Annotated in this window: 14 protein-coding genes and 1 tRNA gene; 5 read left to right on the forward strand and 10 right to left on the reverse strand. The window is 68.0% G+C overall.

Annotation, left to right across the window (positions count from 1 at the left end):
* Window positions 1-51 precede the first annotated feature (51 nt).
* Window positions 52-993 (forward strand): GDP-L-fucose synthase family protein, encoded by a 942-nt coding sequence (locus ACWDUD_RS03010; RefSeq protein WP_197253052.1) that lies wholly within the window; start codon window positions 52-54, stop codon window positions 991-993.
* Window positions 994-1004: 11 nt separating this feature from the next.
* Here ACWDUD_RS03010 and gmd read toward each other — a convergent pair whose 3' ends face one another.
* Window positions 1005-2042 (reverse strand): GDP-mannose 4,6-dehydratase, encoded by a 1038-nt coding sequence (gene gmd / locus ACWDUD_RS03015; protein ID WP_197253022.1) that lies wholly within the window; start codon window positions 2040-2042, stop codon window positions 1005-1007.
* Window positions 2042-3295, reverse strand: a complete 1254-nt coding sequence (locus tag ACWDUD_RS03020) for a glycosyltransferase family 4 protein (RefSeq protein WP_197253023.1) — start codon at window positions 3293-3295, stop codon at window positions 2042-2044. Before ACWDUD_RS03020 ends, gmd begins: the two co-directional genes overlap by 1 nt.
* A 195-nt stretch (window positions 3296-3490) precedes the next feature.
* On the opposite strand from ACWDUD_RS03020, the gene ACWDUD_RS03025 reads away from it, so the two are divergent.
* From ACWDUD_RS03025 to ACWDUD_RS03035, 3 genes are all read left to right on the forward strand, one after another.
* On the forward strand, window positions 3491-4090 hold the full coding sequence (locus tag ACWDUD_RS03025; protein WP_231610854.1) for a methyltransferase type 11: 600 nt from the start codon (window positions 3491-3493) through the stop codon (window positions 4088-4090).
* 81 nt (window positions 4091-4171) lie between these two features.
* Window positions 4172-5158 carry a hypothetical protein gene (locus ACWDUD_RS03030; RefSeq protein WP_248674949.1) on the forward strand — a complete coding sequence of 329 codons (987 nt, stop codon included), beginning with the start codon at window positions 4172-4174 and terminating at the stop codon, window positions 5156-5158.
* Between the two features lie 4 nt (window positions 5159-5162).
* Entirely contained in the window at window positions 5163-6062 is a 900-nt protein-coding gene (locus ACWDUD_RS03035; RefSeq protein WP_197253026.1) for a glycosyltransferase family 2 protein, read from the forward strand.
* Between the two features lie 21 nt (window positions 6063-6083).
* On the opposite strand, the gene ACWDUD_RS03040 is transcribed toward ACWDUD_RS03035, so the two are convergent.
* The 8 genes from ACWDUD_RS03040 to ACWDUD_RS03075 form a co-directional block, all read right to left on the reverse strand.
* Window positions 6084-6974: a MazG family protein gene (locus ACWDUD_RS03040; protein ID WP_450108268.1), complete on the reverse strand. Its 891-nt coding sequence runs from the start codon at window positions 6972-6974 to the stop codon at window positions 6084-6086.
* The gene (gene mfd, locus ACWDUD_RS03045; protein WP_450108269.1) at window positions 6971-10621 is read right to left on the reverse strand and encodes a transcription-repair coupling factor; all 3651 of its coding nucleotides are present in this window, start codon (window positions 10619-10621) and stop codon (window positions 6971-6973) included. The genes ACWDUD_RS03040 and mfd overlap by 4 nt, the downstream gene beginning before the upstream one ends.
* A 64-nt stretch (window positions 10622-10685) precedes the next feature.
* Window positions 10686-11249: a PIN domain-containing protein gene (locus ACWDUD_RS03050; protein ID WP_450108270.1), complete on the reverse strand. Its 564-nt coding sequence runs from the start codon at window positions 11247-11249 to the stop codon at window positions 10686-10688.
* 18 nt (window positions 11250-11267) lie between these two features.
* Entirely contained in the window at window positions 11268-11597 is a 330-nt protein-coding gene (locus tag ACWDUD_RS03055; protein WP_197253030.1) for a helix-turn-helix domain-containing protein, read from the reverse strand.
* A 49-nt stretch (window positions 11598-11646) separates the two neighbouring features.
* On the reverse strand, window positions 11647-12897 hold the full coding sequence (locus tag ACWDUD_RS03060) for a Tat pathway signal protein (protein ID WP_450108271.1): 1251 nt from the start codon (window positions 12895-12897) through the stop codon (window positions 11647-11649).
* The gene (locus ACWDUD_RS03065; protein WP_450108272.1) at window positions 12894-14219 is read right to left on the reverse strand and encodes a lipase family protein; all 1326 of its coding nucleotides are present in this window, start codon (window positions 14217-14219) and stop codon (window positions 12894-12896) included. The genes ACWDUD_RS03060 and ACWDUD_RS03065 overlap by 4 nt, the downstream gene beginning before the upstream one ends.
* Before the next feature lie 137 nt (window positions 14220-14356).
* Window positions 14357-14992 carry a ScbR family autoregulator-binding transcription factor gene (locus ACWDUD_RS03070; RefSeq protein WP_197253032.1) on the reverse strand — a complete coding sequence of 212 codons (636 nt, stop codon included), beginning with the start codon at window positions 14990-14992 and terminating at the stop codon, window positions 14357-14359.
* A 171-nt stretch (window positions 14993-15163) separates the two neighbouring features.
* Window positions 15164-15757, reverse strand: coding sequence for a TetR/AcrR family transcriptional regulator (locus tag ACWDUD_RS03075; protein ID WP_197253033.1), 594 nt, complete (start codon window positions 15755-15757; stop codon window positions 15164-15166).
* Between the two features lie 218 nt (window positions 15758-15975).
* Between ACWDUD_RS03075 and ACWDUD_RS03080 the strand changes: the two genes are divergently transcribed.
* Window positions 15976-16047, forward strand: a tRNA-Gln gene (locus ACWDUD_RS03080).
* Window positions 16048-16061 lie beyond the last annotated feature (14 nt).

The following is a 16061-nucleotide window of genomic DNA, read 5'->3' on the forward strand; positions in this document are numbered from 1 at the left end:
AATGCGCCGCGCTGCGTCGAATACGGTCGTACCGTGACCAGCTTCCCATCGATGTCGCCGAGCACCCGGATCTATATCGCCGGGCATCAGGGTCTCGTCGGCTCAGCCCTGTGGCGCCACTTCGCTGCGTGTGGATTCGAGAACCTCATCGGACTCGATTCATCGGAATTGGATCTTCGCGACGCCCACGCGACCGCAGCCTTCTTCCGCGATGTCCGCCCGGAGGTCGTGGTCGACGCGGCGGCGCGGGTCGGCGGAATCGCGGCGAATGCCGCTCGACCTGCGGACTTCCTCTCCGACAATCTGCGGCTACAGCTCAACCTGTTGGACAGCGCGGTCTCGAACGGGGTGGAGCGATTCCTCTTCCTGGGTTCGAGTTGCATCTATCCGAAGTTGACAGCGCAGCCGATCCGTGAAGAGGCCCTGTTCACCGGCCCACTGGAGGAGACGAACGAAGGCTATGCGGTGGCCAAGCTTGGCGGGGTCGCGCAGGTCACCGCGATCCGTAGGCAACACGGGCTGCCCTATATCAGCGCCATGCCGACGAACCTCTACGGTCCGGGCGACAACTTCTCTCCGCACGACGGCCACGTCGTACCCGCGATGATCCGGCGCTTCCACGAAGCGATGCTCGCGGATGTTCCACACGTGACCTGTTGGGGCACAGGACTGCCTCGGCGCGATCTCATGCATGTCGACGACGCCGCTGACGCGTTCCACTTCCTGCTGGATCACTACGACGGAGAGCGCCCGATCAATGTGGGCTCGGGTTCCGATGTCACGATCGCGGAGATCGCACGCATCATCGCCGACACCGTCGGTTATCACGGGGAGATTCGGTGGGATGCATCCAAACCCGATGGGACCCCCCGCAAACTGCTCGACACCAAGCGCCTCACAGACCTCGGGTGGTCCGCGAAGATTCCTCTCGCAGAAGGAATCAGAACGACCTACGAGTGGTTTCTCGCACACCAGGACACGTATCGCCGCTGACCCGACCGTGGTCAACTCGGTGCAGTGCTCCAACCCGGAAGCGCAGGCCTGTCGATCCAGTGCCGCTCCCCGGCCTCGAGCGCCGAGATATCGGCATCGACCATCAGTTTCACAAGTTCCGGGGTCCGCACCCGAGGATCCCAGCCGAGGCAGGATCTGGCCTTCGCCGCGTCGCCGACCAACGCATCGATCTCGGCAGGACGAAGATACCGGTCATCGAATCGCACGTACTTCTCCCAATCGAGTCCGACGTGATCGAAGGCGAGAGCGAGGAACTCGCGCACGGAATATCCCGTTCCCGTCGCGAGGACGTAGTCGTCGGGGGTGTCGGCCTGCAACATCCGCCACATTCCCTCGATGTATTCGGGCGCGTATCCCCAGTCACGGATCACGTCGATGTTGCCCAGATACAGATAACGGTCGAGCCCAGCCCGGATACGCGCGACCGCGCGCGTGATCTTCCTCGTGACGAAGGTTTCTCCTCGCCTGGGCGATTCGTGGTTGAACAGGATGCCGTTGACGGCGAACTGTCCGTACGCCTCCCGGTAGTTGCACGCCGTCCAGAAAGCGAAGACCTTCGCCGAGCCGTACGGTGAACGCGGATGGAACGGAGTGGTTTCGCTCTGCGGCAGCGGCGACGGCCCGAACATCTCGGAACTCGAGGCCTGATAGAAGCGGCAGTCGAGGCCGATCCGACGAATGGTCTCCAGCAATCTGAGAGTTCCGAATGCTGTTGTCTCGGCGGTGTATTCCGGCTCGTCGAAGCTGACCCGGACATGAGATTGCGCCGCCAGGTGATACACCTCGTCAGGACGGATCGTCGAAAGCAATGTTGCGAGCCGCGCCCCGTCCACGAGGTCTCCGTAGTGCAGGAAGAGCCTTGCGCCGGGCTGGTGAGGGTCCACATACAGGTGGTCGATGCGGTGCGTGTTGAACGTCGACGCGCGGCGAATGACTCCGTGCACCTCGTAGCCCTTGTCCAACAGGAACTCGGCGAGATAGGACCCGTCCTGCCCGGTTATGCCGGTCACGAATGCCCGCTTCGGCATCAACGTGCTCCCAACCCGTGGGGGGCACGCACGAGATCCAGGATCCATTCCTCGTAGCGATCCAGGGCCTCGTGCTCGGACAGCGTGCCGGCGCAGTAGCGCCGTCCCGACTCCGCAAGCCGAGCTGCGAGCACGCTGTCCGTACCCAGCCGCACCGCTTCACGAAGCAGTAGGTCCGGCCGGTCGGCCGGAACCCGGACACCCGCGCCCGACGCGGCAACCTCCGTCGCGGCGAAGCTGTCCTCGTCCGTCGCGGCAAGGACGGGCTTCCCGGAATTGAGATAGGAGGTCAGCTTGCTGGGAACCGCCATCTGCGCCACACCGGGACGTTCGTTCACCAGAAGCACATCCGCAGCTCCCAGGACCGAAGGGAAGACCTCGTCACCGACCGGATCCAGGAACTGCAGGGTATCGATACCCGCACCCTCCGACTCCAGACGGGCGCGCTGATTTCCGTCGCCGAGCAGAACGAACCGGACGCGGAGTCGTTGGAGACTCGCCAGTCGCGCAGCCGCCAGCACGTTCTCCAAGCCCTGCTTGGCCCCCATGTTCCCCGAGTGCAGGACCACCACCTCGTCGGGGTCCCATCCCGATTCCACGCGGAACACCGCGCTCGCCGCAGGATCCGGTGGCGCGACGTGGTTCCAGTTCCGGATGGTGCGGATCCGGCCGCGCTCGATACCGAGGTGCTCCAGGATCTCCGTGAACCCCTCGTGGATCACCACGACCTCGTCCGCCAGCCGGACGACTGCCGCCTCCAGCGCTTGAACCGCCAGAGCCGACCTCCCTTCGATCGCCGCGGTCTCCGCGACCCCGCGGCTGTAGATGTCGTGAACGATGACGCCGACCGCCGGCCGCGACCGCGACAATCGCGCTCGCAACGCCGACATCCCTGCGGCAAGCAATGGCGGACTCACGAACAGAACGACCTCGGGGTCGTTCCATCGTGCCAGCAGAACCTGCAACCCGAAGGTGGTTTCCATCACGGCACGCCCGAACGCCGTCGCTCGCCGCGGAACGTAGTGACCGAAACGGCCGATACGAACGTGATTCGCGAATTCCTCGGATCGAAGACGGAAGCGCCCCTCGCGGCGGATCCACTCCGGATAGTGCGGGAAGCCGGTCAACACCCGAACGTCGTGTCCACGGGCAGCCAGTCCGGATGCGAGAAGAGTCGTGTACGGCGCGATCCCGATCGACTCGGGGGCATAGTTGATACCCACGATTGCGATACGAACCCTTTGTCGGGTCATGAATTCGAGAGTAATACCCCCGGCCGGGGACGTCCCCCTCGAACGGTGTCGAGATCGGTCTCCTACTCACCCGACGGTGATAGTGTGGTCCTTCACGAACCTCGAGAGCCACACCGCCGGAGGGATCGCGTGAACGGCACCCGGATACGACGCATGGTCGTGGATTCTCCGACATCTCTCGGTGCGAAGGCGAGGATGCGGCGTTGGCAGATGTTCACCGAGGCGTTCCCTGAGATCGAGAAGGCACACGTTCTCGACCTCGGTGGCACGGTGGAGACCTGGCGCCGCGCCCCGATCAGGCCGGGCCGCGTCACCGTACTCAATCTCTTCGAGCCCGGTGAGTCCGACGACGGGTGGATCACCCCGGTCCTCGGTGACGCATGCGATGCCGCACGAGTTCTCGCAGACGCGAAGACCGACACCCATTTCGACGTCGTGTTCTCCAATTCGCTCATCGAGCACGTGGGCGGACACGCGCGGAGAACGGAGTTGGCTCGTCAGGTCCGAGAGCTCGCACCACGCTATTGGGTCCAGACGCCGTACCGGTATTTTCCGGTCGAACCGCACTGGCTTTTTCCCGGAATGCAGTTCATGCCGGCCGCTGCCCGAGTCGCCATCGCCGAACACTGGCCGCTGGTACACACACGTCCTGAAAGCACCGAAGAGGCGCGCCACGAGGTTCTGTGGACCGAACTGATCGGCATCACGGAGATGCGGGACTACTTCCCGAACGCAATGATCTTGCACGAACGCATATTCGGTCTCACGAAATCGATCATTGCGACGGACTCGTAGCGGCATACCGACGAGGAGCCCGGGACCCGGGCCGACCACAATTCCACAGCACCTGCGGCCACCGGGGAAGGAGGCATCCCTATGACGAAGTCCGTGGCCAGGACACCTGTTCCGAGTTTGCGCGTCGGTGACCTCGTCGAGGTGCGAAGCGCCGAAGAGATTCTCGCAACCCTGGATGAGAACGGAGAGCTCGAGAACCTTCCGTTCATGCCGGAAATGCTCCGGTTCTGTGGTCGTCGGCTGACCGTGCACAAGGTTGCGTACAAGCTCTGCGACACGATCTCCGGAACCGGCATCCACCGCATGGAGCACGCCGTCCACCTGACCGACTCACGTTGCGACGGATCTGCTCACGGAGGTTGCCAGACTTCGTGTTCGCTGTATTGGAAGGAGGCATGGCTCAAACGCGTGGAGCCGGGAATGCCGAACCCGCCCCGATCGTCATGCGTCGACATTCCACTGCTCGATGCCAACACCCGCAAGGAGCCCGGCCCGGACGGCACGTCACGTTATTCGTGCCAAGCCACCGAACTGCTTCGCGCCGCGCCGACATGCCTTCCGTTCCGCGATCTCGGGCAGTATGTGACGGACGTGAAAACCGGAAACGTCCGACCCGTCGAGTCCGCCGAAGCTTTCCTCGTAGGCCTGTTCAACCGGATACAGGACATCAGTCGGCGACTCCTCCCGCGCAAACTGTGGTTTCGCAACGGACTGCCGTGGGGCTTCGTGCAGGGCCGGGCGGTGGGCAGGACACCGACCGCCCACCTGAACCTGCAACCCGGCGAAACGGTCCGGATCAAGACCAAGAGCGAGATCATGGAGACCCTCAACGAAGATCGGTTGAACCGGGGCATGGGCTTCGAGGAGGAAATGGCACGCCACTGCGGCCGCACCGCCCGGGTGCAGGCACGCGTGACCCGATGCATCGACGAGAGAACCGGGGAGCTGCTGACGATGAAGAATCCCTGCATCATCCTCGAAGGAATCACCTGCAACGGTTCGCACAACGTCAGTTGCCCGCGCGAGTTCGTACCGTTCTGGCGGGAGATCTGGCTCGAACGGGTGTGACCCCATGACATCGGCGTCCGGCACGCTGGTCTCGGTCGGGTTACCTGTGCGCAACGGTGCAGATCGTATCGAGGACGTGGTGCGGTCCGTCTTGGCGCAGGATCACGAGAATCTCGAACTGGTGATCTGCGACAACGCCTCCACGGACAACACCGAACAAGTATGCCGCGATCTCCGCGAGCGTCACCGCCGGATCGTCTACCACCGGCATCCCGTGAATGTCGGCGTGCTCAACAACTACATCAGTGTGCTGGGGCTGGCCACCGGGACGTTCTTTCGGTGGGTCGGAGACGACGACTGGCTCGCACCGCATTGCATCTCACGGAGTCTGGCTGCGTTCGCCGCGGACGACCGGCTCGTGCTGGTGACCCACCGGATGGACTACCTCACTCCCGAGGGCCTCATCCGAAGTGCCCGATACAACGACACTGCCCTCGGTTCGTGTGATCCCGTCACCCGGTTTGCCGCATTCTTGGGCATGCTGAACGAGAACGTTCCCCTCGTCGATCCCGTGTACAGCCTTATCCGTCGTGAACCGGCGCTCCGGATAGAACGCAGGAACATGCTGCGTGAGGACGAGGTGTTCGCCGCGAAACTGGCACTGACGGGACCGTGGGCACACGTTCCCGAAGTACTCGGGCGGAGGAACCTGACACACGCGACGCCCACGGCACTGGCACGCAAGCTCGATGTGCCGTCCTGGCAGGCGCACTGCGCCACCACCCTCGAGTGCCGGGAGATGTTGCGTGCCCTGGCCGAGCACCACCTCGACTCGGAGCAGCGGCGTGCGGCCCGGCTTGCGGTGGCAGGATTGTACGTACAGCGGCAACAGGATCTGGTCGTCCGGGTCGGCCGCCGACTCGCCCGGATGCTCGGCGAAGCGACAGGTCGCCGGAGTCGGTGAGACGACCGGCCGCCGGGATTCTCAGCCTCGTGGCCAGAACCTGTGCCAATCGTCGGGCGACAGCGACCGGCGTTCACCACGATTCGCTTCGGCGGCGTTCTCGGCTTCGCGGATACGGCCGGCGAATTCGATCACGGCCTTCCGCAGCCGATGCTCGGCGCTGGACTGTCCGCCGATCCGGATCGTCCCGAGCGAGTCGGGTACCAGATCCTCCGGCAACCCTGCCTCCGCGCTCCTGGACACCACCTTCTCCGCCAGTGCCAACGCCGGCTGCGCCATCGCGATGCCGTCGAGGCACGACTCCCGGGCCTTCTCCGCCGCCTTGGCCGCCTGCCACGCCGCTTCCTGCTCGGCGACGTCGAGCGGGCCGGTGTGACCGTTGGTCAGGTGCGGGCTCCGCTGCGACAGCTTGGTGACGAGGGTGCCGGCGACGTCGTCGACGTCGAACGGGTCGGTCGGCGACTCCTGGGCGATCCGCGAGTGGAACAGCACCTGCAGCAGCAGGTCGCCGAGTTCCTCCCGCAGCCCGGCCCGGTCGTCCTCGTCGATGGCGTCGAGAAGCTCGTAGGTTTCCTCGAGCAGGTAGCGCCGCAGCGAGTCGTGGGTCTGGGTGACCTCCCAGCCGCCGAACCCCCACAGCCGGTCCATGACGTCGACCGCCTCGAGCAACCGGTCGCCGGGCACCGGGTCCGCCGCGACCACGGTCTCCCCGCGCGCGGTCCGTGCCGCCACGGCGTCGCTGCCGGCGTCGAGGGCCACGAGTACGTCGGCTCCCGGTTCGTGGTCGAGACCGAGCGCAGCGCGCACCTCGTCGGGGACCTCGTCGCCGTACTCGACCGGCCCGCGCAGCAGGCGCACCGCGGCCGCGGGCACGACCCCTGGCCGGCGCGGGTCGAGGAGGACGACGCTCACGCGCTCACCCCCGCCGCGACCCGCACGTCCACCGACCCCTGCGCCTTGCCGTCCATGGCCAGCAGGAAGTCCGCGATGTACTGGAGCAGCTCGACGTCGCGGACCCGGTCGGAGCCGACCCCGCCGGTGCGCGGCAGCGGCAGTTGCACGATGCCGCTGGTGGCGCGGTACTGGGCGGCCGGGAAGATCCGCTTGAGCCGCATCTGCTTCGAGTCGGGCAGTTCCATCGGGGAGATCTTGAGCTGGGTGCCGACGACCGCGACCTCCTCGAGCCCGTATTCGCGGCACAGCAGCCGCAGCTTCGCGACGGACACGAGCCGGCCGACCTCTTCGGGCAGCGGGCCGTACCGGTCGACGAGTTCCTCGACGACGGCGGCGATCGCCGCGTCGTCCTGCGCGGCGGCGAGCTTGCGGTAGGCCTCGAGGCGCAGCCGGTCGGAGGTGACGTAGTCGGCGGGGATGTGCGCGTCGACGGGCAGGTCGACCCGCACCTCCTTGGGCGCCTCCTCGGTGGTGATGGGGGTGCCGTCGGCCGCGGCGCGGTACGCCTCGACGGCCTCGCCGACCAGGCGCACGTACAGGTCGAAGCCGACGCCGGCGACGTGACCGGACTGTTCGGCTCCGAGAACGTTTCCGGCGCCGCGGATTTCGAGGTCCTTCATGGCGACGGCCATGCCGGCGCCGAGGTCGGAGTTCTGCGAGATGGTTGCGAGCCGGTCGTACGCGGTTTCGGTGAGCGGCTTCTCCGGCGGGTACAGGAAATACGCGTAGCCGCGTTCGCGGGACCGGCCGACGCGACCGCGCAGCTGATGCAGCTGCGACAGACCGAGCGAGTCGGCCCGTTCGACGATGAGCGTGTTGGCGTTGGAGATGTCCAGGCCGGTCTCGACGATCGTGGTGCACACCAGCACGTCGAACTCGCGTTCCCAGAAGCCCTGCACGGTCTTCTCGAGAGTGTCCTCGTTCATCTGGCCGTGCGCGACGACCACCCGGGCCTCGGGGACGAGGTCGCGAATCTTCTTGGCGGCCTTGTCGATCGAGCTGACGCGGTTGTGGACGTAGAACACCTGGCCGTCGCGCAACAGCTCGCGACGGATCGCTGCGGCGACCTGCTTGTCCGAGTACGCGCCCACGTAGGTGAGGATCGGGTGCCGTTCCTCGGGCGGGGTGAGGATCGTCGACATCTCGCGGATGCCGGCCATGCTCATCTCCAGGGTGCGCGGGATCGGGGTGGCCGACATGGTCAGCACGTCGACGTGCGTGCGCAGCGCCTTGATGTGTTCCTTGTGTTCGACACCGAACCGCTGTTCCTCGTCGACGATCACCAGACCGAGGTCCTTCCAACGGATTCCGGTCTGCAGTAGCCGATGGGTGCCGACCACGATGTCGACCTCGCCGTCGGCCATGCCCGCGACGATCTCGCGGGACTCGGCCGGATCGGTGAATCGGCTCAGGCCCTTGACGGTGACGGGGAACGCGGCCATCCGCTCGGTGAAGGTCTGCAGGTGCTGCTGCGCGAGCAGGGTCGTGGGCACCAGCACCGCGACCTGCTTGCCGTCCTGCACGGCCTTGAACGCGGCGCGCACCGCGATCTCGGTCTTGCCGTAGCCGACGTCGCCGATGACGACGCGGTCCATCGGCACCGGCTTCTCCATGTCGGCCTTCACCTCGGAGATGACGGTGAGCTGGTCCTGGGTCTCGGTGAAGGGGAACGCGTCCTCCATCTCCTTCTGCCACGGGGTGTCCGGGCCGAAGGCGTGACCGGGCGACGCCTGCCGCGCCGCGTACAGGCGCACCAGCTCCCCCGCGATCTCGCGAACCGCCTTGCGCGCCTTGCGTTTCGTGTTGGCCCAGTCGGAGCCGCCGAGCTTGCTGATCGCGGGCAGTTCACCGCCGACGTACCGGGAGAGCTGATCGAGCGACTCCATCGGCACGAACAACCGGTCGCCGGGCTGGCCACGCTTGCTCGCCGCGTACTCGATGACGAGGTACTCGCGGCGCGCACCGCCCACGGTCCGTTCGACCATCTCGACGAACCGGCCGATGCCGTGCTGGTCGTGCACCACGTAGTCGCCGGCGGTCAACGCCAGCGGATCGACCTGGTTGCGCCGCTTGACCGGCGTCTTGCGACCTTCGGCGGTGGTGACCCGGTTGCCGGTCAGGTCCGCCTCGGTGACGACGACGAGCCCCGGCACCTGGTTGTCGCCGTTGCCGGCCAGCACGAGGCCCTCGTGCAACGCGCCCTTGATCACGCCGACCTGGCCGCGGACCGGTTCGGCGCCCGGCTCGAGCTTCGCGGCGGGAACCTCGTTGTCCTTCAACCGTTCGAGCACGCGCAGCCCGGTACCGGTACCGGCGACCACGATCACCGCGCGGCCACCGGTGGTGACGTGCGCGCGCAGGTTCACGAACAGCATCGACAGCAGTTCCTCGGAACCGCGCACCTCCGGCGCGGGCTGCACCTCGAGAACCACCTCGGTGTCGGCGCCGGAGGCGAGCGGGCTCAGCGTCCACCACGGCACGCCCTGCGCTTCGGCGGCCTCCCGGACCTGCCGCAGCGACCGGTACGCCGAGGCCGCGAGATCCATCTTCCGGCCGTCGGCGCCGGTCAGGTTCGCGGTGTCCAGCGGCGCGGCACCACCGATCGACGCGGCCGTCCACGACGCCTCCAGGAACTCCTGGCCGGTGCGCACGAGGTCGGTGGCGCGGGTGCGGACCTTCTCCGGGTCGCAGAGCAGGACGTGGGTGCCGGCGGGCAGCACCTCGGTGAGCAGCTGCAGCTCACCGGACTGCAGCACGGGCAGCAGCGCCTCCATGCCCTCGACCGGAACACCGCCGGCCATCTTGTCGAGCATCTCGACGAGCGCCGCGTCGGCCGGGTTGTCCTTCGCGAGCTGCGCCGCGCGTTCCTTGACCTCCTCGGTCAGCAGCAGTTCGCGGCAGGGCGGCGCGATGAGCGTGGCGACCTCGACGTCGGGGATCGAGCGCTGGTCGGCGACGGAGAACGGGCGGAGCTCGGTGACCTCGTCGCCCCAGAACTCGACGCGCACCGGGTGGTCGGCGGTCGGCGGGAACACGTCCAGGATGCCGCCGCGCACCGCGAACTCGCCGCGCTTGCCGACCATGTCGACGCGCGTGTAGGCCAGTTCGACGAGGCGTTCGACGAGTTCGTCGAAGTCGTGTTCGGAACCGACCCGCAGGGTGATCGGATCGATCTCGCCGAGCCCCGGCGCCATCGGCTGCACCAGCGACCGCACGGTCGCGACGATGACGCGCAGTTCGGGGCCGTAGTCGCGGTCGTCGGGCCGGGCGAGGCGGCGCAGCACCTGCAGCCGCCGGCCGACGGTGTCCGCGCTCGGCGACAGCCGCTCGTGCGGCAGCGTCTCCCACGACGGGAACTGCGCGACGGCTGCGCCGAGGATCTCGGTGAGTTCGGCGGTCAGGTCGTCGGCTTCGCGACCGGTGGCGGTGACCACCAGCAGCGGCGCCTTCTCCGCGAGCGCGGCGGCGACGAAGGGGCGGGCCGCGGGCGGGGCGACCAGGGCCTGCTCGGCGGTGCCGGCGAGCGAGGCGACCCGCTGCAATTGGTCGTCGGCCAGCGCGATCCGCGCCAGTCCGGACAGAGGGGTGGCGGGCACAGCAGACACGTGACAGTCGCTCCTGGGTGTACGACGAGAACTTTTCGATTCTATGCGTCGCGGACAGGGTGCCTCAGTCCGCGGACGCGAGCAGGTCGGCGCTGCTGTCCCCCAGCGCACGGCGCGCCCAGGTCACCAGGCGCGACAGCAGTGCGTCGTCGGTCTCGTCGGCGCCGGGGAGCCAGCGTCTGCGCACCATCCGCAGCAGCGTGGCCCGCGCGCGGCCGGGGTCGGCGTCGACGACGAACGTGACGAACGCGTCGGGGGTCCAGGGTTCGATTCCGGAGCGTTCGAGCGCGGCGGCGATCGCCGGGTCGGTGGTGACGACGGCGTCGGCGTGGGCGATCAGCGCGACCGCCGTCAGGTGGGTGTCGCGCGGGTCGACGACGTACGGCACCTCCCGCAGCACCGTCGTCGGCCACGTCACGCGGGCGCCCGGGAACGCCCGGTCCAGTTCGGCGAACAGGTAGTCGCGGGCCGGTCGCGGCAGTTCCGCCGGCAGCCGGCGATCCACTTCGGCGATGACACCGTCGCTCCAATACGGTTGGTACAGACCGTCTTCCGCGAATGCGAGCACGACGTCCCGTATCCGCGCGTCGGCGAGCACCGACGCACCGAGCACCACCCGTACGGGCATCTTCCCCCTGCTTTCCGATCAGAATTCGTCGTACAGGCCGTCGCGGCGGGCCAGGTCGGCGAGGTTGTCGAGGACCTGGGTGCGGATCGTCGCGCGACGCTGCGCCAGTGCGACGACGTCGGCGCGGTCCACCCGCCGGTGCAGGCCGTGGAACTCGGCGGGCAGCGCCCCGCTGTCGACGAGGCGCGCCACCTCGGCGCGGGAGGCACCCAGCACGTCCGCCGCCTGGGTGACGGTCAGCAGCGGCGGCACGGCGGTGATCGTGACCGCTGCGTCCGCACCGAGGTCGTCGAGGACGCGGGCGAGCGCGGCGGGGGCATGCTCGGCATCGAACGGTCCGAAGGTCACGGCGGCGATGCTGTCAGGCCGCGCCGCCGATTGCAACGAGCGAGCGCGTTCAGTAGTACTGCACCTGCGTCGTGCGGGCCGCCGACCGCAGGATGGGCACCAGCCGATTCAGTGCCCGCTGTTCCAGGAACTGCTGATCCATCGGCTTGCTCAGGGCGACCGCGAGTTCGGCCGGCCGATCCTGGGCGAGCGACCGGTACTTCGGCAGCATGTGGGTGGTGATGTACTCCCAGCGGGCGTCGCGGTCCGACCAGTTGAACGCGGGCAGCGGTGTCTGCAGGCGCCACTGCGGGCCGACGGCGGGATCGCCCGCGGTCAGCGTCAGCGGGAACGCCTCCCGGGGCGGTAGCACGCCCGGGATCGCGGGGTCGGCGCCGAACGTCGACAGGTAGGTCAGCGCCCGGCCGACGGGACCGCGGGCCTCGCGGGTGGCGTCCCACTGGTCGGCGATCGACTGGTACTGCTCGCGGTGCAGCAGTTCGGCGTTGCCGCGCACCACCAGCTCCGGGTCCCCGGTCGCGAGATCGCGCCAGGCCCGGACGGCGCGGTCGTCGATGATGCCCGCCCGGCGGAACTCGTCGATCGCGTCGAGACCACCGGCCAGGTATGCCTCGTGCTGCGGCAGCAGGTCGGTGAAGATGTGCTTGCTCATCGCGATGACCCGGACCTGGAAGTCCGCGATGTCCTCGGGGGTGATGGTGTGCCCGACGGCGAGTACCGCCCGCAGGTCCTCGGGCAGCTCCGCCGCCGCGGGGGCTGCGGCGTCGTCGAGCGTGCGGGTGACCTGGGCGAGGGCGTCACGCAGCTCCCGGACGCCGATGACCACCCCGACCAGGTCGACGTCCATGACGCCGGCACCGAAGGACGGTCCGGCCAGGCCCCCCTGTCCGGTCCACAGGAAGTCGGGATGCTCGCGCTGCAGCTTCTGGTAGTAGGCGAAGGTGTTCTTCAGATTCTGCTCGTTGGCCGCCAACCCGAGCTGCGGATCCCACCGATTCAGGTCGATCCCGGCATTGCGGGCGGCCATGGCGAGCCAGTACTGGTGCAGCAGGGCCGCGTAGCGTTCCGGGTCGACCCCGGTGGCGCGGGCCCGGTCGAGCAGCGGCCGCAGCACCTCGGGGTCGGCCGACAGATCGGTCGCGACTCCCCCGCCGTGCTCGGAGTCGAGGTTGTTGCGGGGAACGTCGAGGACGGTGTCGAGATCGAGGACAGCGTCGAGATCGGGTGCGGCAGTGGCTGTTCCGGAGGCCCCGACGGCGAGGGTCACGGCGGTCAGAGCGGTGGCGAGCAGACGTTTCATCGGCCGGCCTCCTCGAAGCGCCGATCGAACCAGTCGACGTTCTGCATGCCGAGCAACTCGACGCCCACCCGGACCGGGTCGGTCAGCACGTCGCCGATCCCGCACACCGACGGATCGAATTCGACGTCGGCGCCGTGCGCGCGCCAGAAGTTGCCGAGGTTCTCCACGTCCTCGTAGGGGACGAGGAAGTCGTCGCGGCACGACGTGATGAGCACCGGCGCGGTCGGGATCTCGTGCGGTCGCGTGCCGAGCGTGTTCTCGGCGTAGGCCCGCGCGAACGCCGGATTGTCGGCGGGCCGCCCGTTCGCGTACAGCGCGGACAGCGGCACGAACGGGAACATCAGATACAGCCCCTGGCAGGTGCTGTGGAACAGGTCGGCGGCGGCCCGGCCGAGCGGGGTGAGTTCGGCGTCGAGGTCGATCTCCGGGTACTTCGCCGCGAATCCGAGCGAGTTGGCGAACACGAATCCCGAGCCGATACCGCCGTCCGCGGTGCGTTCGAAGGTCGCGCTGTCGACGACCATGGCCTGCAGCACGGTGCCGACGAGATTGAGTTCCGGCGCGTAGGTGCCGGCCATCTCCGCGGCGAATCCCGCGGCCACCCCGCCCCCGGCGATCCCGAAGATCCCGACCGGGACGTCCGGCGCGAACCCGGCGTCGGGCAGCGCGATGGCCGCGCGCAGCCCGTCGAGGGTCGCGGGGCCGCTGAACCGGCCGATGGAGAAGCCGTTGGGTGCTGTGTCGCCGTCGTTGGCGGTGTCGCTCATCATCACGGCCCAGCCGCGGCCGAACATCTGCGCGACGGGTCCGAGCGCGGAGAACAGCGACGGATCGGTCTGGTTGCCACCGGTCCACTGGGTGCTCGGCATGCAGTTCGGGCCGAGGCTGTCGTTGGCCTCGGAATAGCCGATGAGTCTGCGGTCCTGCGGCGGCGTGCCGTCCTCGGGGAGCATGAGGATGCCGGTGGCGACGGTGCGCGAGCCGTCGAAATCGGTGGTGACGTACATCAGCTGATGGGCGGTGACGTGGCCCGGCTGCACCCCGTACACCTGCACCGTCACCGGGCGGTGCCGCAGCAGGGTGCCGGGGACGTCCCCGTCGCCGAGGGCGGGCGGGTCGAACCACGGGTCGGAGGACGCCGGGCGCGGCGTCCACTGCGCCGGATGCGCGATCTGCCCGTCGCGGAAGGTGCTCACCACGAACGGGTTGAAGACGTCGTCGACCTGGACGGGTTCGGCGCCGGCGGTGGTCGCCGTGGTGAGGGCGAGTGCCAGCGCGGTGGAAGCAGCGCCGATCGCCACGAGATGTCGCAAGGCTCGCATCGATACGTTCCTGTCACTGTGTGATGAACTGCGCGCTGCCCCCGGCGCAGCGCGCAGTTCACGGCACAGTAACAGTCCGTTACCGACGGATACAGATAACCCGCCGGGGCGTCGTCGGACGCGCAGCCGCGGGCGGCTCAGACGCGCAGGCGTCGCGCGGCGAACTGCCGGAAGTATTCGACCTTCGTCGCCGGAACCAGCGACGGCAGCAGGTTCGTCCACATCAGCTCGATGTGTTCGATCGACCGGTCGCGGCGACCGAGACCGGCGGCGACGGTGCGCGCCCCGACGACCATCTGCAGCACCATCAGACCGGCCGCGTCGGGATCGAAGTCCGGGGACAAGTCGCCTTCCTCCTGCGCCCGGCGCGCCAGCTGCTGCAACGTGCCGAGCCACATCTCGAACAGGTTGTCGCCGGAGCCGCGATAGTCGCCGATCTCGAGAACGAGCCGGAACATCGCGCGGACCACCGGGTCGGAGACCGACAGGTCGACGGACAGGACCGACAGCTCGATCATCGTCTCCAGCGCCGGCGTGCGTTCGTCGATCTTGGCGAGACCGGCCTCCGCCGAGCGGGCGAAACCGGCGTCGATGACGCCGCGGGCGAGCTCCTCCTTGGAGCCGAAGTGGAAGTACAGCGCGCCCTTGGTCACGCCCGATTCGTCGATGATCTCGTTGAGGCTGGCGTTCGCGTATCCCAGCCGCACGAAGACCTCGGCGGCGCCGCGCAGCACCGATTCCCGGGTGGCCTCGGCGCGAACCTGACGTGCCATCTCAGCGCCCCCGGCGAACGGGAACAGGGCGCTCGGCCCGGACACGCTCGGCACAGGCAATCGACGTGCGGGAAACCACTGTCACCTCAATCCCGTCGCTTCTACGAATCGGCCGGGCAACGGTACCACCGCGGTGTCGTCTACCTCGGTATTCGCGGACTTTCGACTGTATCAATCGGCGCCGAGCGTCGGATCGGCTTCGAGCCGGGTCAGGCCGTTCCAGCACAGGTTCACCAGGTGCGCCGCGACGACCTCCTTCGACGGGCTGCGTTCGTCGAGCCACCAGGTCGCGGTGGTCGCGACCATGCCGACGAGGGCCTGCGCATAGAGCGGCGCAAGGTCCGGATCCAGGCCGCGGCGGGCGAAGTCGCCGGCGAGCAGGGTGCCGACCTGACGCATCGCCTCGTTGAGCAGGCTCGAGTAGGTGCCTTCCTCGGCGGCGACCGGGGAGTCGCGCACCAGGATGCGGAAACCGTCGGTGCGTTCCTCGATGTAGGTGAGCAGCGCGAGCGCGGCCCGTTCGACGCGGACGCGGGACCGGTTCCGCGTCAGGCTCTCGGTGACCATCGACATGAGGATGGTCATCTCGCGGTCCACGACCACGGCGTAGAGCCCTTCCTTCCCGCCGAAGTGTTCGTAGACGACGGGCTTGGACACGGCGGCGCGCTGCGCGATCTCCTCGATGGACGTGCCCTCGTAACCGCGCTCGGCGAACAGGGCCCGGCCGATCTCGATCAACTGCTCGCGGCGTTGCGTTCCGGTCATGCGGATACGCGGGGTCCGCTCCGATTGATGTTGCGGTGTTCGCGACACGACGGTTTCCTTTCCGGCGCCACACCTGCTTGCACGCTGGGCCCCGGAGCCGAGCCTAATCTGCGGGCCGTGCGGACCGCCTCGTCTCCGCCCCGCGTTCGACGCCGACCGTATCGGCATGCGAGGATCACACCGCACGCCCCGGGGTTCACTTCGCGGACGTGCGGCGATCCGCCGTGGTGTAATCGGCAGCACCTCTGATTTTGGTTCAGATAGTTCAGGTTCGAGTCCTGGCGGCGGAGCAAGGCGAACGGGG

The sequence above is a fragment of the Rhodococcus sp. NPDC003382 genome, from assembly GCF_053589135.1.

What these genes read in the sequence shown, in the direction of transcription:
- ACWDUD_RS03010 (WP_197253052.1), top strand. Translation starts at nt 52, where the DNA reads ATGTCGCCGAGCACCCGGATCTATATCGCCGGGCATCAGGGTCTCGTC.
- gmd (WP_197253022.1), bottom strand. Translation starts at nt 2,042, where the DNA reads ATGCCGAAGCGGGCATTCGTGACCGGCATAACCGGGCAGGACGGGTCC.
- ACWDUD_RS03020 (WP_197253023.1), bottom strand. Translation starts at nt 3,295, where the DNA reads ATGACCCGACAAAGGGTTCGTATCGCAATCGTGGGTATCAACTATGCC.
- ACWDUD_RS03025 (WP_231610854.1), top strand. Translation starts at nt 3,491, where the DNA reads ATGCGGCGTTGGCAGATGTTCACCGAGGCGTTCCCTGAGATCGAGAAG.
- ACWDUD_RS03030 (WP_248674949.1), top strand. Translation starts at nt 4,172, where the DNA reads ATGACGAAGTCCGTGGCCAGGACACCTGTTCCGAGTTTGCGCGTCGGT.
- ACWDUD_RS03035 (WP_197253026.1), top strand. Translation starts at nt 5,163, where the DNA reads ATGACATCGGCGTCCGGCACGCTGGTCTCGGTCGGGTTACCTGTGCGC.
- ACWDUD_RS03050 (WP_450108270.1), bottom strand. Translation starts at nt 11,249, where the DNA reads ATGCCCGTACGGGTGGTGCTCGGTGCGTCGGTGCTCGCCGACGCGCGG.
- ACWDUD_RS03060 (WP_450108271.1), bottom strand. Translation starts at nt 12,897, where the DNA reads ATGAAACGTCTGCTCGCCACCGCTCTGACCGCCGTGACCCTCGCCGTC.
- ACWDUD_RS03065 (WP_450108272.1), bottom strand. Translation starts at nt 14,219, where the DNA reads ATGCGAGCCTTGCGACATCTCGTGGCGATCGGCGCTGCTTCCACCGCG.
- ACWDUD_RS03070 (WP_197253032.1), bottom strand. Translation starts at nt 14,992, where the DNA reads ATGGCACGTCAGGTTCGCGCCGAGGCCACCCGGGAATCGGTGCTGCGC.
- ACWDUD_RS03075 (WP_197253033.1), bottom strand. Translation starts at nt 15,757, where the DNA reads ATGACCGGAACGCAACGCCGCGAGCAGTTGATCGAGATCGGCCGGGCC.